The following is a 21,823-nucleotide window of genomic DNA, read 5'->3' as shown; positions in this document are numbered from 1 at the left end:
CGACACTACGCCGGACCGCCGACAGCGGCGAGGACGGGATCGCGCCGGCCTCGGCGGATCGTCGCGACCGCGAGCCCCGCGACCATCACCGCGCCGCCGATCAGCACGCCGACCGACGGCACCTCGCCCAGCAGCACCCACGCCGACAGCACGCCGACCACCGGCACCAGCAGCGTGAACGGCACGACCGACGCGGCGGGGTAGCGGGCGAGCAGCGAGTTCCAGATGCCGTAGCCGATGAGCGACGCGAACACCGCCGTGTACAGGGTGCTGAGGACCGCCGCGAGCGAGAGCCCCTGGATCGCCTCGGCGATCGCAGGCCCGCCGTCGACGAGCAGCGAGAGCAGCAGCGCCGGGATCGGCACGACCAGCGCCGACCAGACCACCAGCGAGAGCCCCGAGGCGCCCTTCGCGCGCCGGGTCAGCACGTTGCCGATCGCCCAGGAGAGCGCGCCGCCGAGGCAGACCACGAACGGCAGCCAGGGCGCGACTGCCCCGTGCGAGAGGGCGACGATCACGAGCCCCGCGACGCCGACCACCAGGCCGATGCTCTGCCGCCGCGTCGGCCGCTCCTTCAGCAGCACCGCGGCGATCAGCACCGTCAGCACGATCTGCGCCTGCACCACCAGCGACGCGAGCCCCGCGGGCATCCCCAGCGCCAGCGCCAGGTAGAGCAGCGCGAACTGCCCGAGGCTCATGAAGGCGCCGATGGTCGCGACCGTCCGCAGCGGCGCCTGCGGCCGCGGCACGAGGAACACGGCCGGCACCGCGACCACCGTGAACCGCATCGCCAGGAACAGCAGCGGCGGCACGTCCGCGAGCCCCACGTCGATCACGACGAAGTTCAGCCCCCAGAGCAGCACGACGAGGAGGGCGAGGAGGCTGTGCCGGCGGGTCATCGCCGGTCGCCGACGACGCGGCTCTTCGCCGACCAGAAGCGCATCAGCGCGCCGGCCGCGATCGAGCCGGCCGCGCCGGCCGCGAGGTCGCCCAGCGTGTCCTCGTAGCCGACGAAGATCGACGGGTCGACGAAGCGGTGCCCGGCCCACTCGCCCCACTCCCAGACCACGCCCATCGACAGGCCGAAGCAGGCGCAGAGCACGATCGCCGGGGCGAGCGGACCGCGGTCGCCGGCGACCGTCGGAACCACGCCGGCGCGCGCGGCGACGATGTAGGCGACGGCCGCGACCAGCCCGTTCAGCACGAAGTGCACGACGAGGTCCCACGACGCCCAGGCCTGGTAGAGCCCGAGCACGCTGCTCCAGGACGCGACCAGCAGAGCGAGTCCGAAGGTGGCGTCCAGCGCCGGGCGGATCCCGAGGAACCGCGGCAGCACCAGCCCGATCGCGGCGAGGGCGAGCACGGCGACGTCGACGAGGTCCCAGCCGATCATCGCGGCGACGATGCTCACGGCGCCGAGGGCGCGGACCGCGTCGGCGAACCACTCGCCCCGGGTGCGCGGCGGCTCCATGAACGTCGAGATCAGGACGGGCTCGTTCTCGGGGCGGGCTCTCACGGCGGGTCGGGTCACGGCTTCGTGAAGCGGAGGACGGCCTGGACCGCCTCGTGGTCCGAGCCCGGCGCCGTGCCGTAGCGGGTCGCGTTGATCGCCGCCGAGACGACCTCGAAGGCCCCGGCGCTGACCGTGAGCCAGTCGATCTGGCGGCCGGCCTTCGGCGGGCGGTAGTTGGAGTAGGTGCCCCAGTGCGGGGTGAGGTGCGTGCCGGCGACGACCCAGGAGTCCGCGAGCCCGCCCTCGTCCAGCAGCGCCCGGTACGGCTCCGTGCCGACGTCGGTGTTGGTGTCGCCCATCACGATCGCGGGCCGGCCGAGGTCGGTGATCCGCTCGGCGACCAGCTCGGCCGAGCGCAGTCGCGAGCGCCGCGAGAGGTGGTCGAAGTGCGTCGCGACGACGGTGAACTCGCGGTTCGTCGCGTGGTCGGTCAGCTCGGCGATCACCGCGGTGCGCGGGATCCGGTTGCCCCAGCTGCGCGAGCCGGCGACGTCCGGAGTCGCGGACAGCGCGATCTGCGACCAGTCGCGCACCGCGAAGCGGCTCCGGTCGACGAAGAGCATCACCCGCTCACCGCCGCGGTCGGCGTCGCGGCCGAAGCCCATGCCCTCGAACGAGGCGCCGAGCGACTCGTGCACCCACTGCGCCTGGTCGGGCAGCGCCTCCTGCACCGCGAGGATCGACGGGCTCTCCTCCTGCAGCAGCCGGCGCACCAGCGGCTTGCGGCGCTCCCACTGGTCGACCGCGCGGGCGGTCAGCCGGGGCATGCGGCGGCGGATGTTGTACGTCATGACGTGGAGCTCGGGCGCCGGGATCGGACCGATCAGGGGGGACGGGTCGGTCATGCCTCCACCCTACGGCGGCGATCGGAGCTGCCAGGGAGGCTTGCGGAGTCGCTCCCGCGCACCCCTACTCTTCGAGGATGACCCTCTCGCCCGCTCTCGCGGCCCTCTCCGACGCCTCGTTCGTCTCGCTCACGACCTTCCGGAAGACGGGCGTCGGAGTGTCGACGCCGGTGTGGATCGCCCGGGACGGCGCGGACCTGATCGTCACCACGCCCCGCAAGAGCGGCAAGGTCAAGCGCCTGCGCAACGACCCGCGGGTGACCCTCGTCCCCTGCGACCGCCGCGGCCGCGTCGCCGACGGCGCGACCGTCCTCGAGGCGGAGGCGCACATCGTCTCCGACACCGACACCGTCGAGCGCCTCGGCCGCGTCTTCCTCCGCAAGTACCGCCTCGAGTACCGCGCCTTCATGGTGATCGAGCGGATCGTCTCCCGCGGCGACCGCACCCGCGTGATGCTCCGCATCGCCGACCGCTGAGCCCCGGAAGGGGTGGCGCTGGTAAAGTAGAGGGGCTCACGAGGGAGGTCGGCATGGCGCACGCACTCGGGGCGGTCACGCCCGATCACGCTGAGGTCGATCAGCACCTGATGTTCGCCGAAGCGGCTCTTTCGCTGGCAGGACACGAGGTCACGGATCCCGCACTACTCGCGATCATCGAGCGTGCCGCGCGCCATGAGCTGACAGGGGACGAGGCCGTCGCCGCGATTCGGCGACACATTCAGGGCTGATGCCCCTCGGTTCCACCTTCCGTACCTGGGATGACTACTTCATTCCGGGTACGACTGTTCTGCGCAACAAGTTCACAGGACCGGGCAAGCCCTACGGCGAGACGGATCCGGTGAAGCTGCGTGCGATGGAGGAGGCGATCACTGCTGTCCGCATTCGAGAACTGCACGAGAACCCCGTCAAGGGTCGGTTCGACTACGCGCACATGAAGGCGATCCATCGTGCGATCTTCCACGACGTGTACGCGTGGGCGGGCCAGGAGCGGGTCGCTCCGGTCGGCGCGCGCATGACGAAGGACGGGCACGCCTACTACCCTGCCGGCCCGGCCCTCTCCGAAGCGGCTGATGCCGAGTACGCGAAGCTCGCTCGCAAGGATCATCTCCGCGGTCTCGGACTGGAGGAGTTCATCGATGAGCTCGCCGAGAGCTGGGGCGAGCTGAACGTGATCCACTTCGCGAGGGAGGGCAACACCCGCACACAGTTCGTGTTCTTCTCACAGCTCGCCGAACAGGCGGGCTACCAGATTGATGCAGCACTCTTCGCGCCCGGAGCGCCACTGCGCGACGCCTTCGTGGAGGCGAGGTTCCACAGCCAGGACACCGGCAGCAACGAGGACCTCGCAGCCGTCCTCCGGCAGGCCGTCGCACCCCTTCCGGGTGGTGCCGACGCAGGATCGAAGTGATCGCCGGCATTTCGCCAACAAGCTGTTGGCGAAATGCCGTGGGGACGCGGGAGCGGCCCTCCATGCTGGTCGAGCAGCCCCGCAGGGACGCATCCATGCGGATCGAGCAGCCCCGCAGGGGCGTATCGAGACCTACGTCCTCAGCAGGGCGGGTCTGCAGACTCTGGTGCTGACGGTGGTGGATCTCGATACGCCCGCTCCGCGGGCTACTCGATCAACATGGATGTCCCGCCTACACCCCGGCCGGCGGTGGGGGATAGGGCTTCGGCCGCGGGGCGCCGCGGCACTACGGTGGGGCGTCGCCCGCCGGTGCCCATCGCGCCTCCCGCGCACGCCGGCGCACGCAGAAGGAGCACGTATGAGCATCGGAGCAGGGATCTTCCTCCTCGTCGTCGGCGCGGTCCTCGCGTTCGCCGTGGACGTCCAGGTGTCGGGAGTCGACCTCAAGCTGGTCGGCTACATCCTGATGGCCGCCGGAGCCGTGGGCCTCATCCTCGGCCTCGTCCTGATGACCCGCCGCCGCCAGGCCGTCTCGACCACCCGCTCGGCGGTCGACCCCGCCAGCGGCGAGCAGGTCACCCGCCGCACCAGCGAGGGCAACGGCCCCGTCGTCTGACCTCGGAGAACGACGAGAGGGGCGTCACCGGCATCACCGGTGGCGCCCCTCTTCTCGTCGCCGAGCGTGCCGCGGCGACTACTCGTCGTCCGGCTCGCCGCCCGAGACGGTGTCCGTGTCGCCGCCGCCGCTGGAGGTGTCGGTGCCGGTGCCGTCGGGGAGGTCCTCGGTCTTCTCGGTCTTCTCGTCCTCGGTGCCGTTGCTGCTGTCGCTGCTCATCGCCGCTCTCCCTTCGCCCGGCGCTCTGCCGGAACGCCCACTCTCCTCCGCGCCGCACGGACCGCGCCAGGGGGTGGCGGCGGGCGGCCCGGGGAGGCCACGATGCCCACGCCCCCGCACAATCCCCAGCGGCGCACCCCGCGCCTCCGGTTGACTGGGGTCGCTCCGCCGACCGACGGCGGCACTCTGGAGGAGACATGGCGAACCACCGATTCGAGCTGCGGTCCGGACGCGGGATGGGCGTCTCGGCCGCCGGCGACCCGATCGCGGACCGGCTGGTCGTGTTCTGCCACCCCACTCCCGGCGCGGGCGGCTTCGACCCCGACCCGCTGGTCACCGGCCCGTGGGGCCTGCACCTGCTGATCCTCGACCGCCCCGGCTACGGCGCCTCCGATCCCGTCGACGCGCAGCACGGCCGCGTCCAGGACCGCGCCGACGACCTCGCGGAGTACCTCCGCCGCTCCGAGCGCACCGCCCGCGACGTCGACGGCGCCCGCTTCGGCAGCGTCGGCGTGGTCGGCTGGGGCTCCGGAGGCGCCTTCGCGCTCTCGCTCGCCGCACGGCACCCGGACCTGGTCGACCGCATCGCGATCGTCGGCACCCCCGCTCCCCCGCAGGCCGGGGCGCTCGTGCACCCGACGACGGCGTGGGAGCGGCGGCAGACCCTGCCCGGCGAGGACGTCGCGGGGATCGCCGCGACGCTCCCCGCCGACGTGCCCGGCCTGGACTCGCTCGGCGTCGACCCCGGCGACCCGGTCCTCGAGAGCAACGGCGGGCTGCGCAACCGGCTCGAGCGGATGCTCGGCGAGGGCTGGCGCCAGGGCCCCGGCGGCGCCGCGACCGACCTGGTCGCGCTCCGCGACGGCTCCTGGGCGGACGAGCTCGACCGGGTCACGGCCGAGGTCCTGATCGTGAACGGCGACGCTGACCCGGTCGCCGGCTCGGAGGACGCGCGCTGGTTCCGCTCCCGGCTCGCCGACGCGCGCTCCGCGACCGTCGACGGCACCGGGCGGCTGGCGCTGGTGCGCGAGTGGCGCCGGATCCTCGACCACGTCGCTCCGCTCGAGCGCGGGGCGCAGGGACGATGAGCCGCCGCGTGCTCCGGCGACGCGCTTCCGCCCGCGCCGGGGCGGCCCGCCTCGGCGCCGGCCCGCTCGCGCTCGTCGGCGCGATGGCGGTCTCCGGCGTGATCCACCTCGCGCGCCCCGCCGTCTTCGAGCGCGCCGTCCCGCGGGCGATGCCCGGCTCGGTCCGCGGCTGGGTGCTCGTCTCGGGCGTCGCTGAGCTCGCCTGCGCCGCGACGACCCTCTGGCCGCCGACCCGCGCCGCCGGCGGTCTCGCCTCCGCCGCCCTGATGGCCGGGGTCTTCCCCGCCAACGTGCAGATGGCCCTCGACGCCCGCCGCCCGCGGACCCGGGCGATCACGCTGCTGCGCCTGCCGCTGCAGATCCCGCTGGTGCTCTGGGGGCTGCAGGCCGCCCGCTCGACCCCGCGCTGAGAGCGGCCGCCGAGGCCGACGCAACCCCGAGCGGCGCTCGCGATCGCGCTGCTACCGTCCAGGCATGAGCGACCAGAAGGCGGATGATCGCCGAGACCAGCTGACCAGCGCACCGAAGGCGACGGAGGCCGACGCGGCCCCGCGCATCGACGTGACGACCACCCCCGCGGGCGACACCCGCATCGACATCCGCGACGACGCCGCCGTGCGCCCCGGCCGGGTCGACGCCGACGGGAACGAGCTCGACGAGGACGAGGACGGCGCCGATGTCTGAGCTCCGCCGCGCCGCGATCGTCTACAACCCCGTCAAGGTCGACCTCGAGGCCGTGAAGGCCGCCGTCGCGCGCGCCCAGGAGGCCGCCGGCTGGGACGAGACCCTCTGGTTCGAGACCTCCGTCGAGGACCCGGGAGCCGGCCAGACCAGGGAGGCGCTCGAGCAGGGCGTCGACATGGTGATCGCGGCCGGCGGCGACGGCACCGTGCGCGTGGTGGCCGAGGCGCTGCAGGACTCGAAGGCGTCGCTCGCGCTGCTGCCCTCCGGCACCGGCAACCTGCTCGCCCGCAATCTGAACCTCACGCTCGACGACGTCGACAACGCGCTGACCGTCGCCTTCTCGGGTGAGGACCGCGCCATCGACATCGGCGTGATCGACATCGAGACCTCGAAGGGCCGCGACCGGCGCTCCTACGTCGTGATGGCCGGTCTCGGGATCGACGCGAAGATGCTCGCGAACACCGACGACGACCTGAAGAAGCGGGCCGGCTGGCTCGCCTACGTCGACGCGCTGCGGAAGGCCCTGCTGGACAAGAACCAGCTCGAGTTCCGCTACTCCCTGAACGGTGCGAAGACGCGCAAGGTGCGCGCGCACACGATCATCGTGGGCAACTGCGGCGCCCTGCCGGCGAACATCCTGCTGCTGCCGGACGCCGCGGTCGACGACGGCGAGTTCGACATCGTGCTGCTGCGCCCGGAGGGCTTCTTCGGCTGGGTTCAGATCATCTTCAAGGTGGTCTGGGAGAACGGCGTGCTGCGCCGCAGCGGCGTGGTCGGCACGAAGCTGATGGGCCTCACGAAGGAGGTCTCGGCGCTGCGCTACGTGAAGGGCCACGAGCTCGTGGTGCGCCTGGAGAAGCCGCAGGAGATCGAGCTGGACGGCGACCCGTTCGGGACGACGTCGGCGTTCCGCACCTGGATCGAGCCCGGCGGACTGACCGTCCGGGTCCCCGCCGCGTAGCGCGGTCGTCCCGGACGAGCGCGGACCCGCCGCCTGATCGGCAGGCGGCGGGCACCGGCGAGCGACTGCGGCGCGGGTTCGGGTCCCGCACCCCATGCGCTTGCATGGACACGGCGACCCTAGTGCGCATTCCGTCGTCGAAGCAATGGATTCCGCACCTCTGCGCTCCTTTTCGCCGCAGAACAGGCGATTCTGCTCAGTGGAGTCGACCGGACGCAACCGATTCCGCACTCCACGCCCGATCCGGCCGCCGCCCGGCAGACCCCGTCTCCTGGGCGACCGCGCGGCCGTCAAGCGGGAGAACCGCGCCCCGTCCCTCCACTACGGTTCCCCCCATGGGCTTCTTCGACCGCACCGTCCCCCCGGCCGCCTCCCCGGCCGCCTCCCCGGCCACTCCCCCCGCCGAGCGGCGGCCGACGGTGTGGACCGACGGACTCGGGCGCTTCGCCCTGCGCTGCCTCCAGGTGCTCGTCGTCCTGGCGCTCGCGGCGGTCCTCGTCCTCGCGATGACCCAGCTGACGCTGGTGCTGATCCCCGTGCTGATCGCGATCATCCTCGCATCCGCGATCCACCCCGTCCTGGCCTGGATGCGCCGCAAGGGCGTGCCGTCGATCCTCGCCACCTGGATCGCCCTGATCGGACTGCTCGCGATCCTCGGCGCCATCGGCTGGCTGATCACCGTCGCCGTCCGCGACCAGTGGGACGAGCTGGTCAGCAGCGCCTCCGACGGCATCGCCTCGCTGCAGGACTACGTGCAGCACCTGCCGTTCCAGATCGACGAGCAGCAGATCGAGGACGCCCGCCAGAGCGTCGTCGACTTCCTCACCTCCAGCTCCTTCGGCTCCGGCGCCCTGGCCGGCGCTGCGGCCGCGGCGAACTTCGTCACCGGCCTGGTGCTGATGATCGTCGTCCTCTTCTTCTTCATGAAGGACGGCCCGAAGATCTGGGAGTTCCTGCTCCGCCCCTTCACCGGCTCGAGCTACGACCGCGCCAAGCGCGTCGGCGGCAAGACCGTCGACGTCCTCGGCGGCTACATCCGCGGCACGGCGACCGTCGCCGCGGTCGACGCGATCGGCATCGGCGTCGCCCTCGCGATCCTGCAGGTGCCGCTGGCCCTCCCGCTCGCCGTGATCGTCTTCCTCACCGCCTTCATCCCGATCGTCGGAGCGACCGCCGCCGGCATCCTCGCCGCGCTCGTCGCCCTCGTCGCGAACGGCCCGCTGGCCGCGCTGATCGTGATCATCGTCGTCATCGCCGTCAACCAGCTCGAGGGCAACTTCCTCCAGCCGGTCGTGATGGCCCGCTCGCTCAAGCTGCACCCGCTGATCGTGCTGATCGCGCTGACCATCGGCACCGTGCTCGCCGGCATCGTCGGCGCCGTCCTCGCCGTGCCGATCGCCGCGGTCGCCTGGGGCATCGTCTCGGTCTGGAACGGCCCCGACCGCCCGGCCGAGCCGGCCCGGCAGAAGCGCGACGAGTCCGTCTGACCCGAGCCGGTCGCCGACCACGACGTGATCGTCGGCCGCGCCGCTAGGGCGTGCGCCCGATGATCCCGTCGCGCAGGGCCTGCCGGCGCAGCGCGATCTTGGTGCTCACGCCCACGCCCTCGGCGCGGTACTTCGCCCGGGCGTTCCGCAGCGAACTGCGCGCCGCGTCCTGGGTGATCCCGAGCTCGGTCGCGACCTGCTTGAGCGAGAGCCCCTCGACGAAGAGCCCGACGATCCGGCGCTCGCGGGCCGTCAGCGGGCCCGTGCCGCCGCCGCCCAGCAGCGCCCGGGTCTGCGGGGTGAGGAAGCACTCCCCGCGCGCCGCGGTGCGGATCGCCTCGAGGATCACCTCCGTCCGCTCGCTCTTCACCAGGTAGCCGCGCGCTCCGGCCTCCAGCGCCCCCGCGACGATCTCCGCCTGCGAATGGGTGCTGATGATGACCGGGGCCGCGCCGGCGGCGGTGATCGTGCGGATCTTCATCGCGAGGTCGAGGTCGTCGCCGAGGTCGATGTCCAGCAGCACGACGTCGGTGGGGAAGCGCGGATGCGCCAGCAGACCGGTCCAGCTCGAAGCCGTCGCGACGACGCGGATCTCGGCCCCGGAGCGGTTGATCCACTCGGTGAGCGCGCTGAGCAGGATCGGGTGGTCGTCGAGGATCGCGAGGGCGATCCCGGGCTGCTCGCCGGTCGCCGTCCCGGCGTCCGCGCTCACGCCGACCGCCCCGGCGGGCGGTGGTCCAGCTCGATCGTCGTGCCCGTGCCCTCGGGAGACGCCCGGTGCGCGCCGATCTCGCCGAGGATCCCCCAGACCGCCGGATCGACGTCCCGCGGCCGCAGGCCCGGCGCGCGCAGGACGATCCGCACCGGCACCGCCGTGTCCTCGCGCTGCGCGAGCACCAGCTCGAGGGCGGGCCGGCCCGCGGCGGCCTGCGCGGTGAGCAGCCAGAGGACGGAGAGCAGGCGCGAGCGGTCCGGCGGCGCCAGAGCCGCGGCGATCCCCCGCGGGTCGCGGACGAGGACCGCCCCGGAGAGCAGCGCGGACTCCTCCACGGCGATCACGAGCCAGGTGCGGTCGTGGCTGCGCGCCAGCACCTCGCGGAGCCGGTCGCCGAGCACCCGGGCCCGCTCGCCGAGGTCGGCGTCGGGCGCGGCGCCCCGGGCGACGACCTCCTCGAGCAGCTCCGCGATCTCCGCGTCGACCCGCGCGAGCTCCACGGCCGCGAGACTGCCCGGACCGGTGCCCGGCCCGTCGACCACGCTGTCGGCCAGGGTGCGGTCGAGCCCGCGGTGCACGTGGCGGTCGAGCGCGGTGAGCAGCGAGGCGTAGACCGCCACGGGGGTCGTGGCCAGCAGCACGTTGCCGACCGCGATGCTCGACCCCTCGCCGGAGATCAGCGCGTGGGCGAGCAGCCCGAGCAGGCTCAGCCCGACGAGGACGATGATCGCCGCGGTGCTCCGCGACGGCGGCTGGAAGCCGAGCAGCGCGATCACCGTCGCGCCGACCCCGATGCAGACCGTGGGGTAATAGAGCGGCGCCGGCGCCGGCAGCGCGTAGTCGGCGAACTCCAGCACCATCGCCACCGCGTCGACGGCGAGCACCCCCGCGAAGACCGGCCGGGGCAGCTCGCCGTGCCGGGTCACCACGACGACGATCCCCACCGCGAGCGCGGCGAGCACCAGCGCCCAGGACAGTCCGGACAGCCCGGTCGCCGACCGGTCGTTCAGCGCCCAGAGGAAGGACGCCAGCCCGCGGACCACCAGTGCCACGGTGATCGCGAGGAAGCCGGCGCTGAGGTAGCTCGCGGTCAGGCGATGGGTGCGGGTGATCCGCTGGCGGACCGAGTCGAGCGTCCTCGGCCCCTCGCCGGCCGCGCGGACCAGCTCGACGAGCGTGCCCTCTCCGGCGCGGTGGGAGCGGTGGGAGCGGTCGGCGCGGTCGGCGCGGTCGGCGCGGTCGGCGCGGTCGGATCCGGCGGAGCGGTCGGCGCGGTCGCCGGCCGCGATCGGCGCGGTCATCGCGGCACGCTCAGCAGGACGGTGGTGCCCGCGCCGACCGCGGAGAAGACGCGCACCGAGCCGCCGACGGCCTCGATCCGCCCGACGACCGACTGCGCGAGGCCGAGCCGCGACGCGGGGACGGCCGCGGGGTCGAAGCCGCGCCCGGCGTCCGCGACGGTCACGCGGACCGAGTCCGCCCCCTCGTCGAGCGTGACGTGGGCCGTCGTCGCGCCGGAGTGCCGCCGCACGTTCTCGAGGCACTCCCCCGCCGCGCGCGCGAGGGCGTCGAGCGCCGCGCCGGGCAGGGGCGGCGCGTCGGGCGCGGCCGTGCCGGAGTGCCAGCGCACCTGCACGCCCAGCGCCTCCGCGCGGCGGCCGACCTCGGCGAGCACCGAGGGCGCGCTGCCCGCGTCCTCGGCCGGCGCCGGGCTCCCCTCCGCGGAGTCGGCGGGAGCGGGATCGGCACGGTCGAGCCGGCGCAGCAGCGCGAGGTCCGCCGCCGCCTGCGAGCGCAGCGTCGCGACGGGGACGCCCTCGCCGCGGTGGGCGAGCAGCGTGAGGGTGGCGAGGATGGTGTCGTGCATCAGGCGCGCCTCGCGGCGGCGCTGCGCCTCGCTCTCGCTCGAGCGGCGCTCGGCGGCGTGCGCCGTGCGCAGGCGGGTGGTGCCGGCGTGGGCGCGCTCGACGCTCGAGGCGAGCCAGCGGGCGCCGATGACGGCGACGACCCAGCAGACGACGACCGAGAGTCCGACGAACAGCGCCCGTCCCGAGCCGGTCGTCGCCGCCATCCCGAGGGCCAGCGCCGGGACGCCGCCGAGGACGGCCGCCCAGCCGAGCCGCGCCGACGAGCCGATCGCGAGCAGCGGTGCCGGCAGCGCCATCGAGGCGAGCATGGTCACGCAGCTGAGCACGGTGCGGTCGCCGTCGGGGACGCCCGGGCCGAGGAACGCCGCGAGCGCGACGACGCCGAGCACCAGGCCGGCGATCACGGCCCGCGCGCCGCTCGGGCCGGCCCGGCGCGAGGAGAGCTGGATCGCGGCGCTGATCACGAGGAGGAGGGCGCTCGGCAGCACGGCGGGCAGCTCGGTCGGCACGAGCATCACCAGGTGGAGCGCGGACGCGCCCGCGAACACTCCCCCGGCCCGGCGCGCGCAGGCGACGCCGACCTCGCCCTGCTCGCGGCGGACCTCGAGCGCATCCGCGTCGGCGGCCTCGGCGCTCGGGAGCCCGGCAGTCGTGAGCAGCATCGACACCTCGCCGTGAGGGGTGCGCGAGCCGCACCCGGAGTTGCATCGTGCCACAGGCGCGGGCCGCGCGAGGAGCCGGTCTGGGCCCGACGGTCGCGCTCGGGCGCTCCTCTCCCGTAGAGTGGAGACATCTCCTGGGCGATCGCCCGAATTCCACGGCTGAGAAGTCGCACGACGACGAAGAGACTCAGCCCCTGATAGAGACCGCAACGATCGAGTGCATCGCCCTCGATCCGCCGGTTCGAACGCCCGCCTCACCCGCGGGTACCGCCCTTCACAGGACGCCGCGGAAGCCGCGCCGTTCCTCGTTCGACCCCCGCTTCTCCGACACTCTCGGTGAGCGGGACGTTCTCCCCCGCGCAGTCGCACTCCCCACGAGGAGCCGCGCTCTCCGCCCCCAGACGACCCGGATCGACCGGCCGACGCGTGTTTCACCCGCGGCGGACGAGCGGACCGGGTACCGCACAGCTGTGCGAAATCTAACGACGGCCGCTCACGCGGGCGTCACCATCACGTAAGGAAAAGAAATGCCTACTGGCACCGTTAAGTGGTTCAACTCCGAAAAGGGCTTCGGCTTCATCGCTCCCGACGACGGAGGCGCCGACGTGTTCGCGCACTTCTCCGCCATCGCCAAGGAGGGCTACCGCGAGCTCGTCGAGAACCAGCACGTCGAGTACGACGTCGAGCAGGGCCGCAAGGGCCCGCAGGCCGCGAACATCCGCGGCGTCGGCGAGTAATCACCGACTCCAGCGTCACACGGCCTCCGGGTCGCAACGACCTCTGAACGCCCCGTCCACCGCGATCCTCGGATCCGCTGGACGGGGCGTTCGCCGTTCCCGGTCCGACCCGCCCGGAGCGCGCCGCGGCGGTATCCTCGCCAGCATGGGACGACTGATCTACGGGCCGCAGTCACTCGAGATCGACTTCGACGATCGACTGCTCGCCCACCTCAAGGTGGCGATGTTCGCGAAGATGCGGCGGAACGAGTCGTTCAGCCTCTCCTGGACCGAGCCGGAGTCGAGCGGCTACGGCCGCAGCTCCGTCTGGATCCACCCGACCACGCCGCTGCACTTCCGCTTCCACGGCGGCCGGCGCCCGGCGCTCAACCGCGCCTGGATCGACGAGCTGATCGCCCACGCCAACAGCACCGGCGAGCTCGTGCTCACCGAGGAGCCCCCGGAGCACGCCTGATACCCGGAGTACGCCTGATCCCCGGACCTCGATGCACTGATCCGCGGCCTCATGCTGATCGAGTAGCCCGCGCAGCGGGCGTATCGAGATCCACCCCCGCCGGACGACGAGCCTGCAGACCCGCCTGCTGAGGACGCCGGGTCTCGATACGCCCCTTCGGGGCTACTCGACCAGCATGCTGGCGGCCGCTCGACCGGCAAACGGGCGGCCGCTCGACCGGCAAGCAGGCGGCCGCCGCGCCCCTCATGCTGATCGAGTAGCGCCCGCAGGGCGCGTATCGAGATCCACCGGCTCCGCGGTGCTCAGACCACGCGGGGGCGGGCGGTGTGCACGAGCTCGTCGTGGGGCAGGGCGCGCAGGCGGGACGCGATCTCCTCGCGGGCGGTCGTGTCGACCGAGGCCCAGGCGTACTCCTCGGGCCAGAGCGGGGTGACGGTCACCAGCTCGACGTCGCCCGTCGCCAGCTCGAGGCGCTCGGGGAGTCCGCCGCCGCGCAGGCCCAGCAGCACGCCGACCGAGCCGCGCTCGTCCGCCCAAGCGGCCGGTGCGGCCGCGCCCGGCAGAGTGGCCGTGTCGACGCCCGTGCGGCAGCACACGCCCTGCAGTGCGGCGAGCCGCGCCGCCTCGTAGAGCACGCGGAACTGCCAGTGGTTCCAGAGGTCGGCCGCGGGAATGCCGCGCAGCGCCGAGGTCTCGAGGCACAGCTCGAGCCCGAGGCCGGTGCCGGGGCGGGCGAGGCGGTCGAAGGGATCGCTGAGGCCGTCGGTGGCCAGCACCACGGAGGGGCCGCGCTCGACGCGGAGGAAGGCGCGGTGATCGGTGGGCCAGCGGGCGCCTCCGCGGACGCCCGGGTCCTCGGTCGAGACGACGACCGTGCGGTCCAGGTCGCCGACGCTGCGCCACAGCTGGGCGCGGTCCTCGGCCACGGCCTCCGCGAGGGCCTTCCGCTCGTCCGGGGTCCAGCGGAGCTCCCGGGTGCGGTTGAACAGCAACGACATGAGACTCTCCGTCCACGCGGCGGGCCTGCCGCGTCCTCCGGAACCGTACGGGGCCCGCCAGGGGGGCTCCTCCGAGCAACCGGAGTAGTTCCTGGACGCGGGGCCCCGCGCGGGAGGGCGTCAGCCGAGCGGATCGACGCCGTTCTGCCGCCAGCGCTCGTCGGCGAGCTGGCCCGAGCCGGCCTCGCCGTCGTGCGCGCCGAGCGGCTCGGCCTCGCGCCGCGCCTCGACCGGGACGGCCCCGAGCGAGGTGCCCGCGCCCTCGGCCGTGCTGCCGGGGGCGAGCAGCCCCTCCTCGTCCTCGCGGGAGCCGACCTCGTCCTCCGGGGCGTTCTCGGTGCCGCTCTCGGCCATCGAGTCGTAGGGGTGGTCGGGGTCGGCGCTCTCCTCGGGGGTCGTGCTCTCCTCGTTGTCGGCGTCGGCCGGCTGCACGTCGTCCGGGTGCTCGACGTTCGCCGAGCCTCCGCTGGTGAATCCGGCGAACTCGGGGCTGTCGTCTGCGCTCATGGCCGCCACGGTAGCACCGGGCGGCCAGCGCCTAGGCTCGGAGGACGACCGCCTCGGCGGCGCGACGACGGGAGCGGGAATTGCGACGACTCGGCTACGAGCGGTTCGGCGGACCGGACGTGCTGTCCTGGCGGGAGGCCCCGGTGCCGATGCCCGGACGCGGCGAGGTGCTGGTGCGCACGCGCGCCGCGAGCATCAACGCGACCGACGAGAAGATCCTCTCCGGTGCCGCCCGGATCATGGCGGTCGGCCGGAAGCGCCCGTACGGCTTCGGACTCGACATCGCCGGCACGGTCGAGGCGCTCGGCCCCGGCGACCACTCCGTCTCGATCGGCGACCGCGTCGTCGGCATGACCCGCGACGGCGACGCCTTCGCCGACGCCGCGATCGTCCGCGGCCGCTCGCTGGTCCCGCTGCCCGACGCCCTCGACGACGTGCAGGGAGTGACGCTGGCGATGTCCGGCGGCACCGCGATCGGCACGGTCGACGCCCTGCGGGTCCGGGCCGGCGAGCAGATCCTGGTGGGCGGCGGCTCCGGCGCGATCGGGAACCTCGTCGTGCAGCTGCTGCTCCGCGCGGGCTGCACCGTCGCGGCGACCGGCTCGGCCGCGTCCGCCGACACCCTGCGTGCGCTCGGCGCCGAGCCGCACGACTACCGCCTGCTCGACCTCGGTGTGCTCGGCGGCCGCTTCGACGCGGTGCTCGACGTCTCCGGGCACCTGCCGGCGAGGGACGCCGCGCTCCTCCTCGCCGACGGCGGCCGCTACGCCACCCTCGTGCCGAGCGGCCCGGACCTCGGCGCCCAGGCGGCGAGCCGCGTCCGGCGCGGCCGCCCGAAGGTGAGCAACCTGATCGTCACGGCGAGCGCCGAGCGCATCGGCCGGGCCGTCTCGCTCGCCGTCTCCGGCGAGCTCGTCCCCGCGGCCGGCGCCGTGCATCCGCTCGAGGACGTCATCACCGTGCTCTCGCGGCGGGCGCAGGGCACCGACCGCACGATCGGCAAGATCGTCTTCACCGCCGACGACGCGGCTCCGCTGAGCTGATCGGACCCGAGCCGACCGGCTCGGCGGACTCGCGCTTCTCCTCGCGCGGCGCCACGCCGAGGGAGAGGGTCGCCGCGAAGCCGACGGCGAGGAAGCCCGCCGCGGCGAAGGCGGCGAAGCGCGTGCCGTCCGACAGCGCCTCCCCGGCCGCGCGGGCGACGTCCGCCGTGCCCGGGTCGGCCGCGAGTCCGGCGATGGCCGCTCCCGAGGAGTCGACGACGGCGTCCACCGTGCTGCTGACCTGCGCGGCCGGCAGCCCCTGCTCCTCCAGCGACGAGGTGAGGACACCCGCGGTCGAGGTGTAGAGGATCGTGCCGAGCACCGCGATGCCCAGGGCCGAGCCGATCTGCCGGGCGGTCGACTGGGTGCCGGAGCCCTGGCCGCTGAGCTCGACGGGCACGTCGCGGAGGACCACTCCGGTCAGCTGCGCGGTGGCGAGGCCGACGCCGAAGCCGTAGACGGCGAGGAAGGGCACGAGCGCCCACCACGGCGTCGTGTCGGAGACGACGGCGCCGATGCCGACCACGCCCACGATCTCGGCCGCGAGCCCGACCCGGACGATCACCACGGCGGAGACGCGGTTGCCGAACGCGCCTGCGAAGCCGGAGGCGACGAACGAGCCGAGCGCGAGGGCGATCAGCACGAGACCGGTCTGCACGGCGGTGTAGCCGAGCACGTTCTGCAGCCAGATCGGCAGGGCGAGGATGATGCCGAACTCGCCGAGCGAGACGATCATCGCGGCGATGCTGCCGTTGCGGAACGAGGCCAGCCGGAACAGCCGGAGCGAGAGCATCGCCGAGCGGCCGGCGCGCTCGCGGGCCCGGCCCCAGAGCACGAACGCGATCGTGGCGAGGACCGCGACGACGAAGGCGACCGGCACCGGCGAGGGCAGCCACCAGCCCAGGCTCCGGCCCTCGATCAGGCCGAAGACCAGGCCGGCGGAGGCGACGACCGAGAGCAGCGCGCCGACCAGGTCGACGCGGCCCGCGTCCGGCTGCTTCGACTCGTCGACGAAGAGCAGCGCGCCGACGACGATGACGATCCCGAGCGGGATGTTGATCCCGAAGGCCCAGCGCCAGGAGAAGTCGGTGGTGAGCCAGCCGCCGAGCAGCGGGCCGACGGCGGTCATCCCGCCGATGGTCGAGCCCCAGACGGCGAACGCGATCGCGCGCTCCTTGCCGCGGAATGTCGCGTTGATCAGCGAGAGCGTCGACGGCAGCACCATCGCGCCACCCACGCCCTGCACCACCCGCGAGAGGATCAGCAGGTCGCCGGTGGCCGCGAGCGAGGCGGCGACGGACGAGAGCGCGAACAGCGCGATGCCGACGACGAGCATCCGGCGCCGGCCCCAGCGGTCGGCGAGGGTGCCGAAGGCGAGCAGGAGCGCGGCGAAGACGAGGGTGTACGACTCCTGCACCCACTGCACCTGGGTCGAGGTGATGCCGAGGTCGGCGACGATCGACGGGATCGCCACGTTCACGATCGTCGAGTCGACGATGATCGTCGCCACGCCGAGGCTGATCACGATCAGTCCGATCCAGCGGCGCCGAGCTGCTGCGAGAGCCATGATGCCGTCCTCCTCCGCCCAGGATCCGGTCCGGAGCTCCATTAGTAAGCCAGCTGACTATATGCCTCGGCGGGCCGCTCGCGCCAGGGTGGCGCGTGGAGAGGGGTCCGGAACAGTACCGGCCCGTGCCCCGCCGGACAAGGGCGAGAACCGCTCAGGGAGCGTTCGTCAGGATGGTCGCATGCCCGCATCTCCCCGTTCCTTCCCCTATCCCCTCGGCGTCTCCCTGCGCGGCGACGCCGGCGCCAACGTCGCCGTCTACTCCGAGACCGCGGACAGCGTCGAGGTCTGCCTCTTCGACTCCTCCGGAGCCGAGACCCGCGTCACCCTCTCCGAGCGCACCGGTCACGTCTTCCACGGCATCGTCCCCGAGATGACGGTCGGCACCCGCTACGGTCTGCGCGTCGACGGCCCCTGGGACCCCGCCAACGGCCTCCGCCACAACGCCGCCAAGCTCCTGCTCGACCCGCACGCCACCGCGATCGAGGGCGGCTACGAGTGGAGCGAGGACGTCTTCGGCCAGTTCTACGAGGACGCCGACACCCGCAACGACGCCGACGACGCGGCCGCCGTGCCGCGCTGCGTCGTGACCGACCCCGACTCCTTCGACTGGACCGGCGACGAGGCCCCGCGCATCCCGCTGGACGAGACGGTCGTCTACGAGGTGCACGTCAAGGGCTTCACGCAGCTGCACCCCGACGTGCCCGAGAACGTCCGCGGCACCTACCGCGGTCTCGCGCACCCCGCGTCGATCAAGCACTTCACCGACCTCGGCGTGACCTCGGTCGAGCTGCTGCCGGTGCACCAGTTCGTGCAGGACTCGCACCTGGTCGAGAAGGGCCTGCGCAACTACTGGGGCTACAACTCGCTCGGCTTCTTCGCGCCGCACAACGAGTACTCGCACGCCGGCGACGACGGCTCGCAGGTCGACGAGTTCAAGGCCATGGTCAAGGCGTTCCACGAGGCGGGCCTCGAGGTCATCCTCGACGTGGTCTACAACCACACCGCCGAGGGCAACGACAAGGGACCGACGCTGTCCTTCAAGGGCATCGACAACGGCTCCTACTACCGCCTCGTCGAGGACGACCGCGCCAACTACTTCGACACCACCGGCACCGGCAACAGTCTCAACGTCGCGCACCCCGCGGCACTGGGTCTGATCATGGACTCGCTGCGCTACTGGGTGACCGAGATGCACGTCGACGGCTTCCGCTTCGACCTGGCGACCACGCTCACCCGCCAGACCGGTGAGGCCGAGGTGCACAGCGCCTTCCTCGACCTGATCGCGCAGGACCCGGTGCTCGCCCCCGTCAAGATGATCGCCGAGCCGTGGGACACCGCCGGCTACCAGGTGGGCGGCTTCCCCGCCGACTGGTCGGAGTGGAACGGGAAGTTCCGCGACGACGTGCGCGACTTCTGGCACGGCGCCGACTCGGTGCTCGGCACCACCGCGCAGCGGATCCTCGGCTCGCCGGACGTCTACGAGGCCGACAAGCGCTCCCCCGTCTCGAGCGTCAACTTCGTCACCGCGCACGACGGCTTCACCCTCGCGGACCTCACCGCCTACTCGCGCAAGCACAACGCGGCCAACGGCGAGGACAACAACGACGGCGAGAGCGACAACCGCTCCTCCAACAACGGCGCGGAGGGCGCGACCGACAACGGCGCCGTCAACGAGCGCCGCGCCCGGATGCGCCGCAACTTCCTCGCGACGCTGCTGCTCTCGGCCGGCGTGCCGATGATCCTCGGCGGCGACGAGATCGCGCGCACCCAGGGCGGCAACAACAACGCCTACTGCCAGGACGACGAGATCTCGTGGTTCGACTGGGAGAACGCGGACCTCAACCTGCTCGCCTTCACCCGCGAGCTGATCGCGCTGCGGAAGGCCGAGCCGGCCCTGCGGCCGAAGTGGTTCCGCCGGGCCCCCGGCGACGGCCCCGAGACCGTCGACATCCTGCGCTCGGACGCCGCCGGATTCGCCGACGAGGACTGGGACAACCCGGACGCCCGCTCGATCACGTTCGTCTTCCGCTCCGAGGGCAGCGCCAGCTTCGCGCTGCTGCTGAACTCGGCCGAGAACGGCGTCGAGTTCACGGTGCCGGACGCACCCGGCGCCGAGTGGCAGCTGGCCGCCTCGAGCGACCCGGAGCAGGTCGTCGAGGGCGAGGTCACCACGCTGATCGTGCGCGACGCGTCCTTCACGCTGCTGCGCTCCGCCGCCTCCTGATGACCGGGCCGGGCCGGACCTCGCGGCGCCTGCGCTTCAGCGGGCGCATCGCGGGGTTCGGCACGGCCTCCGGCACCCGGATCGTGCTCGGGCTGTGGGAGAGCACGCCGTTCGGCGCGTTCGCCGACGCCATGGTCGAGCGGGCGGACGGGCACAGGCTCCTGATCGCGCCGACGGACGAGGTCGCGGACTTCATCGGGTCGACGTACTCGTTCGACGAGGTGCGGCTCGCGCCGGTCGCCTGGCACCGCGTCGACGGCGGGATCGAGGCCACGGCCGGCCCGCTCTCGATCGCGCTGCGGCTCGGCGGGCTCACTCCGCTGGGCCGCCTGCTGCGGGTCGTGCCGCGGCCGCTCGCCGAGCACCCCGCCTGGCTGACCGCGATCTCCCCGGTCGCGTCCGTGCTGGTGCGCGGCGTGAGCACCGCCGGCTCGGCCGGCCACGGCAGGCGGGAGTACTACGGCGTCCGCGCCATCCGCTCGATCCTCGGGGTCACCGCCTCGCTCGACGGCGCGGACCTCGGCGCGCTCGGCCCGCTGTCGCCGCCGGTCCGCTTCGGCTTCTCGTCGGCACCGGCCACGCCGGCGATCGTCGACGTCACCACCACCATCACGCTGCCCCGGACGACCGGTGCGGCACGAGAGAGAGGAAGCGCCTCGTGAAGAAGGGCGACAAGATCAGCTGGAACACCTCGCAGGGCGAGACCCACGGCGAGCTGGTCGAGAAGAAGACGAAGGAGTTCCAGTTCGAGGGGCAGAAGTTCAACGCCTCGGACGACGAGCCCTACTGGATCGTGCAGAGCGACAAGACCGACGCGAAGGCCGCCCACAAGGAGTCCTCGCTCACGAAGAAGTAGCGGCGCACACTGGGGAGCATGAGCGACGACGACGACGTGCGCCGACTGGCGCTCCTGCTCCCCGGCACCGAGGAGCGGACCGCCTACGGCACCCCGGCCTTCTACGCCGGCCCGAGGATGTTCGCCCGCCTGCACCAGCGGCCGGGTGTCCTGCTCGTCTGGCGGGCCGACCTCGGCGAGCGCGAGGCGCTGCTGCAGAGCGACCCGGAGACGTACTTCACGACGAGCCACTACGACGGGCATCCGAGCGTGCTCGTGCGGCTGGAGAAGATCGGCGCGGACGAGCTCGGCGAGCTGCTGCGCGAGGCGTGGGCCGCGAGGGCGCCGCGCCGGCTGCTCGACGGCGAGGCCTGATCAGCCGCCGCGGCGCACCAGCTCGTGCACCCAGGCGAGCTTCTCGGCGATCGCGGGCGTGATGACGAAGGGGTAGAGGTCGTCCTTGCCCATCGAGCGGTTCACGCTGTTGAGGGCGAGCGAGAAGCCGTGCCAGCGGGCGAGGATCTCGGGCGTCTCCAGATCGGCGACGCGCTGCGCGCCCGTCGCCTGCACACTGCCGACCAGCGACTCCGGGAGGCGGCCCCAGGGGCCGGCGACGGTCAGGCCGACCGTCGCGGTCGTCTCCAGCGCGTCGGCGATGTGCAGGTAGTGCGCGAAGGTCTCGGCGAAGTCCTCCCACGGGTGCGTGGTCGCGTACTGCGAGATGTGGTCGCGGGCCCAGTCCTCGGTCGACGCGCCGCCGTAGTGCGCGTCGAGCGCGGCGCCGTAGTCGGCCCGCTCGTCGCCGAACAGCGCGCGGAACGCGGGCAGGAGCGGCGTGCCGTCCACGAGCAGCTGCCAGTAGTAGTGGCCGATCTCGTGCCGGAAGTGGCCGAGCATCGTCCGGTACGGCTCGCCGAGCCGCGCCTTGAGCGCCTCGCGGTGCGCGTCGTTCCCCTCGGCGAGGTCGACGGTGATCACGCCGTCGGCGTGCCCGGTCGTGACGGAGCCCTGCGCGGAGGAGAGCAGCTCGAACGAGAGCCGCCGACCGCGGTGCACCGGCAGGTCGAGGTGCCGCAGCTGGCGCAGCAGCCGCCGCTTGGCGAACTCGGCGACCGTCAGCTGGCTCAGCGTCGCCGCGTCGTACACCGGCGGCCGGGCGCTCGTCAGCGCGCAGGAGGCGCAGGCGCCGCCGGTGCCCTCCGCCGCGAGCCAGCTGCAGTCGATCGTGCCGCGGTACACGCAGAGTGCGCGCCCCTCCGCCTCGACGAGCTCGTCCGCGTCGACGTCGTACGCGAGCGCCGTGCCGCAGCGCAGGCACCGCGCGTCCTCGAACTCCACCCGCGCCTCGCAGTGCGGACAGCCGAAGACGCGCATGACGGGCGAGCTTACC

Annotated in this window: 27 protein-coding genes; 16 read left to right on the top strand and 11 right to left on the bottom strand. The window is 73.2% G+C overall.

Going from position 1 to position 21,823, the window contains the following annotated elements; all coding sequences use genetic code 11:
* Positions 1 to 5 precede the first annotated feature (5 nt).
* Genes EDF17_RS01290 through EDF17_RS01280 form a run of 3 tightly spaced genes read right to left on the bottom strand, consistent with a single transcriptional unit; the run spans position 6 to position 2,358 of the window.
* Positions 6 to 899, bottom strand: a complete 894-nt coding sequence (locus EDF17_RS01290; RefSeq protein ID WP_123444817.1) for an EamA family transporter — start codon at positions 897 to 899, stop codon at positions 6 to 8.
* Complete coding sequence (locus EDF17_RS01285) at positions 896 to 1,531, bottom strand: hypothetical protein (RefSeq protein ID WP_123444816.1); 636 nt, start codon at positions 1,529 to 1,531, stop codon at positions 896 to 898. The genes EDF17_RS01290 and EDF17_RS01285 overlap by 4 nt, the downstream gene beginning before the upstream one ends.
* Positions 1,528 to 2,358, bottom strand: coding sequence for an endonuclease/exonuclease/phosphatase family protein (locus EDF17_RS01280; protein WP_123444815.1), 831 nt, complete (start codon positions 2,356 to 2,358; stop codon positions 1,528 to 1,530). Before EDF17_RS01280 ends, EDF17_RS01285 begins: the two co-directional genes overlap by 4 nt.
* Before the next feature lie 77 nt (positions 2,359 to 2,435).
* Between EDF17_RS01280 and EDF17_RS01275 the strand changes: the two genes are divergently transcribed.
* The 4 genes from EDF17_RS01275 (at position 2,436) to EDF17_RS01260 (ending at position 4,381) form a co-directional block, all read left to right on the top strand.
* The gene (locus tag EDF17_RS01275; protein WP_123444814.1) at positions 2,436 to 2,834 is read left to right on the top strand and encodes a PPOX class F420-dependent oxidoreductase; all 399 of its coding nucleotides are present in this window, start codon (positions 2,436 to 2,438) and stop codon (positions 2,832 to 2,834) included.
* Between the two features lie 53 nt (positions 2,835 to 2,887).
* Positions 2,888 to 3,085, top strand: coding sequence for an antitoxin VbhA family protein (locus tag EDF17_RS01270; protein WP_123444813.1), 198 nt, complete (start codon positions 2,888 to 2,890; stop codon positions 3,083 to 3,085).
* The gene (locus tag EDF17_RS01265; protein WP_123444812.1) at positions 3,085 to 3,765 is read left to right on the top strand and encodes a Fic family protein; all 681 of its coding nucleotides are present in this window, start codon (positions 3,085 to 3,087) and stop codon (positions 3,763 to 3,765) included. The genes EDF17_RS01270 and EDF17_RS01265 overlap by 1 nt, the downstream gene beginning before the upstream one ends.
* A gap of 358 nt (positions 3,766 to 4,123) precedes the next feature.
* Entirely contained in the window at positions 4,124 to 4,381 is a 258-nt protein-coding gene (locus EDF17_RS01260; protein WP_123444811.1) for a DUF6458 family protein, read from the top strand.
* Between the two features lie 78 nt (positions 4,382 to 4,459).
* On the opposite strand, the gene EDF17_RS19690 is transcribed toward EDF17_RS01260, so the two are convergent.
* On the bottom strand, positions 4,460 to 4,600 hold the full coding sequence (locus EDF17_RS19690) for a hypothetical protein (RefSeq protein ID WP_159423548.1): 141 nt from the start codon (positions 4,598 to 4,600) through the stop codon (positions 4,460 to 4,462).
* Positions 4,601 to 4,797: 197 nt separating this feature from the next.
* Here EDF17_RS19690 and EDF17_RS01255 point away from each other — a divergent pair, with 197 nt between their 5' ends.
* The 5 genes from EDF17_RS01255 to EDF17_RS01235 all read left to right on the top strand — a co-directional run bounded on the left by EDF17_RS01255 (position 4,798) and on the right by EDF17_RS01235 (position 8,820).
* Positions 4,798 to 5,688, top strand: coding sequence for an alpha/beta hydrolase (locus EDF17_RS01255; protein WP_123444810.1), 891 nt, complete (start codon positions 4,798 to 4,800; stop codon positions 5,686 to 5,688).
* Between the two features lie 8 nt (positions 5,689 to 5,696).
* Positions 5,697 to 6,098 (top strand): hypothetical protein, encoded by a 402-nt coding sequence (locus EDF17_RS01250; RefSeq protein ID WP_243732753.1) that lies wholly within the window; start codon positions 5,697 to 5,699, stop codon positions 6,096 to 6,098.
* Positions 6,099 to 6,162: 64 nt separating this feature from the next.
* A complete protein-coding gene (locus EDF17_RS01245; protein WP_123444809.1) occupies positions 6,163 to 6,372 on the top strand; it encodes a multidrug transporter in 210 nt (69 codons plus the stop codon).
* A complete protein-coding gene (locus EDF17_RS01240) occupies positions 6,365 to 7,333 on the top strand; it encodes a diacylglycerol kinase family protein (protein ID WP_123444808.1) in 969 nt (322 codons plus the stop codon). The genes EDF17_RS01245 and EDF17_RS01240 overlap by 8 nt, the downstream gene beginning before the upstream one ends.
* Positions 7,334 to 7,668: 335 nt before the next feature.
* Positions 7,669 to 8,820, top strand: coding sequence for an AI-2E family transporter (locus tag EDF17_RS01235; RefSeq protein ID WP_123444807.1), 1,152 nt, complete (start codon positions 7,669 to 7,671; stop codon positions 8,818 to 8,820).
* A 43-nt stretch (positions 8,821 to 8,863) separates the two neighbouring features.
* Here EDF17_RS01235 and EDF17_RS01230 read toward each other — a convergent pair whose 3' ends face one another.
* From EDF17_RS01230 to EDF17_RS01220, 3 genes are read right to left on the bottom strand one after another with little or no spacing between them, the layout of a single operon-like run.
* Positions 8,864 to 9,532, bottom strand: a complete 669-nt coding sequence (locus EDF17_RS01230) for a response regulator transcription factor (RefSeq protein ID WP_123444806.1) — start codon at positions 9,530 to 9,532, stop codon at positions 8,864 to 8,866.
* Positions 9,529 to 10,836 carry a hypothetical protein gene (locus tag EDF17_RS01225; RefSeq protein WP_123444805.1) on the bottom strand — a complete coding sequence of 436 codons (1,308 nt, stop codon included), beginning with the start codon at positions 10,834 to 10,836 and terminating at the stop codon, positions 9,529 to 9,531. The genes EDF17_RS01230 and EDF17_RS01225 overlap by 4 nt, the downstream gene beginning before the upstream one ends.
* Positions 10,833 to 12,065: an ATP-binding protein gene (locus EDF17_RS01220; RefSeq protein WP_123444804.1), complete on the bottom strand. Its 1,233-nt coding sequence runs from the start codon at positions 12,063 to 12,065 to the stop codon at positions 10,833 to 10,835. Before EDF17_RS01220 ends, EDF17_RS01225 begins: the two co-directional genes overlap by 4 nt.
* 527 nt (positions 12,066 to 12,592) lie before the next feature.
* Between EDF17_RS01220 and EDF17_RS01215 the strand changes: the two genes are divergently transcribed.
* Positions 12,593 to 12,802, top strand: a complete 210-nt coding sequence (locus EDF17_RS01215; protein ID WP_123444803.1) for a cold-shock protein — start codon at positions 12,593 to 12,595, stop codon at positions 12,800 to 12,802.
* A gap of 145 nt (positions 12,803 to 12,947) precedes the next feature.
* Positions 12,948 to 13,256, top strand: coding sequence for a hypothetical protein (locus EDF17_RS01210; RefSeq protein ID WP_123444802.1), 309 nt, complete (start codon positions 12,948 to 12,950; stop codon positions 13,254 to 13,256).
* Positions 13,257 to 13,558: 302 nt separating this feature from the next.
* Here the strand turns inward: EDF17_RS01210 and EDF17_RS01205 are convergent, their stop codons facing one another.
* Entirely contained in the window at positions 13,559 to 14,254 is a 696-nt protein-coding gene (locus tag EDF17_RS01205; protein ID WP_123444801.1) for a suppressor of fused domain protein, read from the bottom strand.
* Between the two features lie 120 nt (positions 14,255 to 14,374).
* Entirely contained in the window at positions 14,375 to 14,761 is a 387-nt protein-coding gene (locus EDF17_RS01200) for a hypothetical protein (protein WP_132434935.1), read from the bottom strand.
* Positions 14,762 to 14,841: 80 nt separating this feature from the next.
* Between EDF17_RS01200 and EDF17_RS01195 the strand changes: the two genes are divergently transcribed.
* On the top strand, positions 14,842 to 15,804 hold the full coding sequence (locus tag EDF17_RS01195) for an NADP-dependent oxidoreductase (RefSeq protein ID WP_123444799.1): 963 nt from the start codon (positions 14,842 to 14,844) through the stop codon (positions 15,802 to 15,804).
* On the opposite strand, the gene EDF17_RS01190 is transcribed toward EDF17_RS01195, so the two are convergent.
* Positions 15,773 to 17,371 carry a DHA2 family efflux MFS transporter permease subunit gene (locus tag EDF17_RS01190; protein ID WP_123445337.1) on the bottom strand — a complete coding sequence of 533 codons (1,599 nt, stop codon included), beginning with the start codon at positions 17,369 to 17,371 and terminating at the stop codon, positions 15,773 to 15,775. The two genes, EDF17_RS01195 and EDF17_RS01190, sit on opposite strands and share 32 nt — an antisense overlap.
* Before the next feature lie 181 nt (positions 17,372 to 17,552).
* Between EDF17_RS01190 and glgX the strand changes: the two genes are divergently transcribed.
* From glgX to EDF17_RS01170, 4 genes are read left to right on the top strand one after another with little or no spacing between them, the layout of a single operon-like run.
* Positions 17,553 to 19,598, top strand: a complete 2,046-nt coding sequence (gene glgX / locus EDF17_RS01185) for a glycogen debranching protein GlgX (protein WP_123444798.1) — start codon at positions 17,553 to 17,555, stop codon at positions 19,596 to 19,598.
* On the top strand, positions 19,598 to 20,260 hold the full coding sequence (locus EDF17_RS01180) for a hypothetical protein (protein WP_123444797.1): 663 nt from the start codon (positions 19,598 to 19,600) through the stop codon (positions 20,258 to 20,260). The genes glgX and EDF17_RS01180 overlap by 1 nt, the downstream gene beginning before the upstream one ends.
* Positions 20,257 to 20,454, top strand: coding sequence for a DUF2945 domain-containing protein (locus tag EDF17_RS01175; protein WP_056866275.1), 198 nt, complete (start codon positions 20,257 to 20,259; stop codon positions 20,452 to 20,454). The genes EDF17_RS01180 and EDF17_RS01175 overlap by 4 nt, the downstream gene beginning before the upstream one ends.
* 18 nt (positions 20,455 to 20,472) lie before the next feature.
* The gene (locus EDF17_RS01170) at positions 20,473 to 20,808 is read left to right on the top strand and encodes an MmcQ/YjbR family DNA-binding protein (protein WP_123444796.1); all 336 of its coding nucleotides are present in this window, start codon (positions 20,473 to 20,475) and stop codon (positions 20,806 to 20,808) included.
* On the opposite strand, the gene EDF17_RS01165 is transcribed toward EDF17_RS01170, so the two are convergent.
* Positions 20,809 to 21,807, bottom strand: a complete 999-nt coding sequence (locus EDF17_RS01165) for a putative zinc-binding metallopeptidase (protein ID WP_123444795.1) — start codon at positions 21,805 to 21,807, stop codon at positions 20,809 to 20,811.
* Positions 21,808 to 21,823: the final 16 nt, after the last annotated feature.

Origin of the sequence: Rathayibacter sp. PhB1, assembly GCF_004362935.1 — a bacterium.
GTDB classification, from domain to species: Bacteria; Actinomycetota; Actinomycetes; order Actinomycetales; family Microbacteriaceae; genus Rathayibacter; species Rathayibacter festucae.
The sequence above is the reverse complement of the archived record's forward strand: the minus strand, read 5'-3'. Positions and strand labels throughout refer to the sequence as shown.

Bases quoted from the DNA above. Each gene is read 5' to 3' on its own strand.
- EDF17_RS01290 (WP_123444817.1), bottom strand. From the start codon at position 899: ATGACCCGCCGGCACAGCCTCCTCGCCCTCCTCGTCGTGCTGCTCTGG.
- EDF17_RS01280 (WP_123444815.1), bottom strand. From the start codon at position 2,358: ATGACCGACCCGTCCCCCCTGATCGGTCCGATCCCGGCGCCCGAGCTC.
- EDF17_RS01275 (WP_123444814.1), top strand. From the start codon at position 2,436: ATGACCCTCTCGCCCGCTCTCGCGGCCCTCTCCGACGCCTCGTTCGTC.
- EDF17_RS01270 (WP_123444813.1), top strand. From the start codon at position 2,888: ATGGCGCACGCACTCGGGGCGGTCACGCCCGATCACGCTGAGGTCGAT.
- EDF17_RS01265 (WP_123444812.1), top strand. From the start codon at position 3,085: ATGCCCCTCGGTTCCACCTTCCGTACCTGGGATGACTACTTCATTCCG.
- EDF17_RS01260 (WP_123444811.1), top strand. From the start codon at position 4,124: ATGAGCATCGGAGCAGGGATCTTCCTCCTCGTCGTCGGCGCGGTCCTC.
- EDF17_RS19690 (WP_159423548.1), bottom strand. From the start codon at position 4,600: ATGAGCAGCGACAGCAGCAACGGCACCGAGGACGAGAAGACCGAGAAG.
- EDF17_RS01255 (WP_123444810.1), top strand. From the start codon at position 4,798: ATGGCGAACCACCGATTCGAGCTGCGGTCCGGACGCGGGATGGGCGTC.
- EDF17_RS01245 (WP_123444809.1), top strand. From the start codon at position 6,163: ATGAGCGACCAGAAGGCGGATGATCGCCGAGACCAGCTGACCAGCGCA.
- EDF17_RS01240 (WP_123444808.1), top strand. From the start codon at position 6,365: ATGTCTGAGCTCCGCCGCGCCGCGATCGTCTACAACCCCGTCAAGGTC.
- EDF17_RS01235 (WP_123444807.1), top strand. From the start codon at position 7,669: ATGGGCTTCTTCGACCGCACCGTCCCCCCGGCCGCCTCCCCGGCCGCC.
- EDF17_RS01225 (WP_123444805.1), bottom strand. From the start codon at position 10,836: ATGACCGCGCCGATCGCGGCCGGCGACCGCGCCGACCGCTCCGCCGGA.
- EDF17_RS01220 (WP_123444804.1), bottom strand. From the start codon at position 12,065: ATGCTGCTCACGACTGCCGGGCTCCCGAGCGCCGAGGCCGCCGACGCG.
- EDF17_RS01215 (WP_123444803.1), top strand. From the start codon at position 12,593: ATGCCTACTGGCACCGTTAAGTGGTTCAACTCCGAAAAGGGCTTCGGC.
- EDF17_RS01210 (WP_123444802.1), top strand. From the start codon at position 12,948: ATGGGACGACTGATCTACGGGCCGCAGTCACTCGAGATCGACTTCGAC.
- EDF17_RS01205 (WP_123444801.1), bottom strand. From the start codon at position 14,254: ATGTCGTTGCTGTTCAACCGCACCCGGGAGCTCCGCTGGACCCCGGAC.
- EDF17_RS01200 (WP_132434935.1), bottom strand. From the start codon at position 14,761: ATGAGCGCAGACGACAGCCCCGAGTTCGCCGGATTCACCAGCGGAGGC.
- EDF17_RS01190 (WP_123445337.1), bottom strand. From the start codon at position 17,371: ATGGCTCTCGCAGCAGCTCGGCGCCGCTGGATCGGACTGATCGTGATC.
- glgX (WP_123444798.1), top strand. From the start codon at position 17,553: ATGCCCGCATCTCCCCGTTCCTTCCCCTATCCCCTCGGCGTCTCCCTG.
- EDF17_RS01180 (WP_123444797.1), top strand. From the start codon at position 19,598: ATGACCGGGCCGGGCCGGACCTCGCGGCGCCTGCGCTTCAGCGGGCGC.
- EDF17_RS01170 (WP_123444796.1), top strand. From the start codon at position 20,473: ATGAGCGACGACGACGACGTGCGCCGACTGGCGCTCCTGCTCCCCGGC.
- EDF17_RS01165 (WP_123444795.1), bottom strand. From the start codon at position 21,807: ATGCGCGTCTTCGGCTGTCCGCACTGCGAGGCGCGGGTGGAGTTCGAG.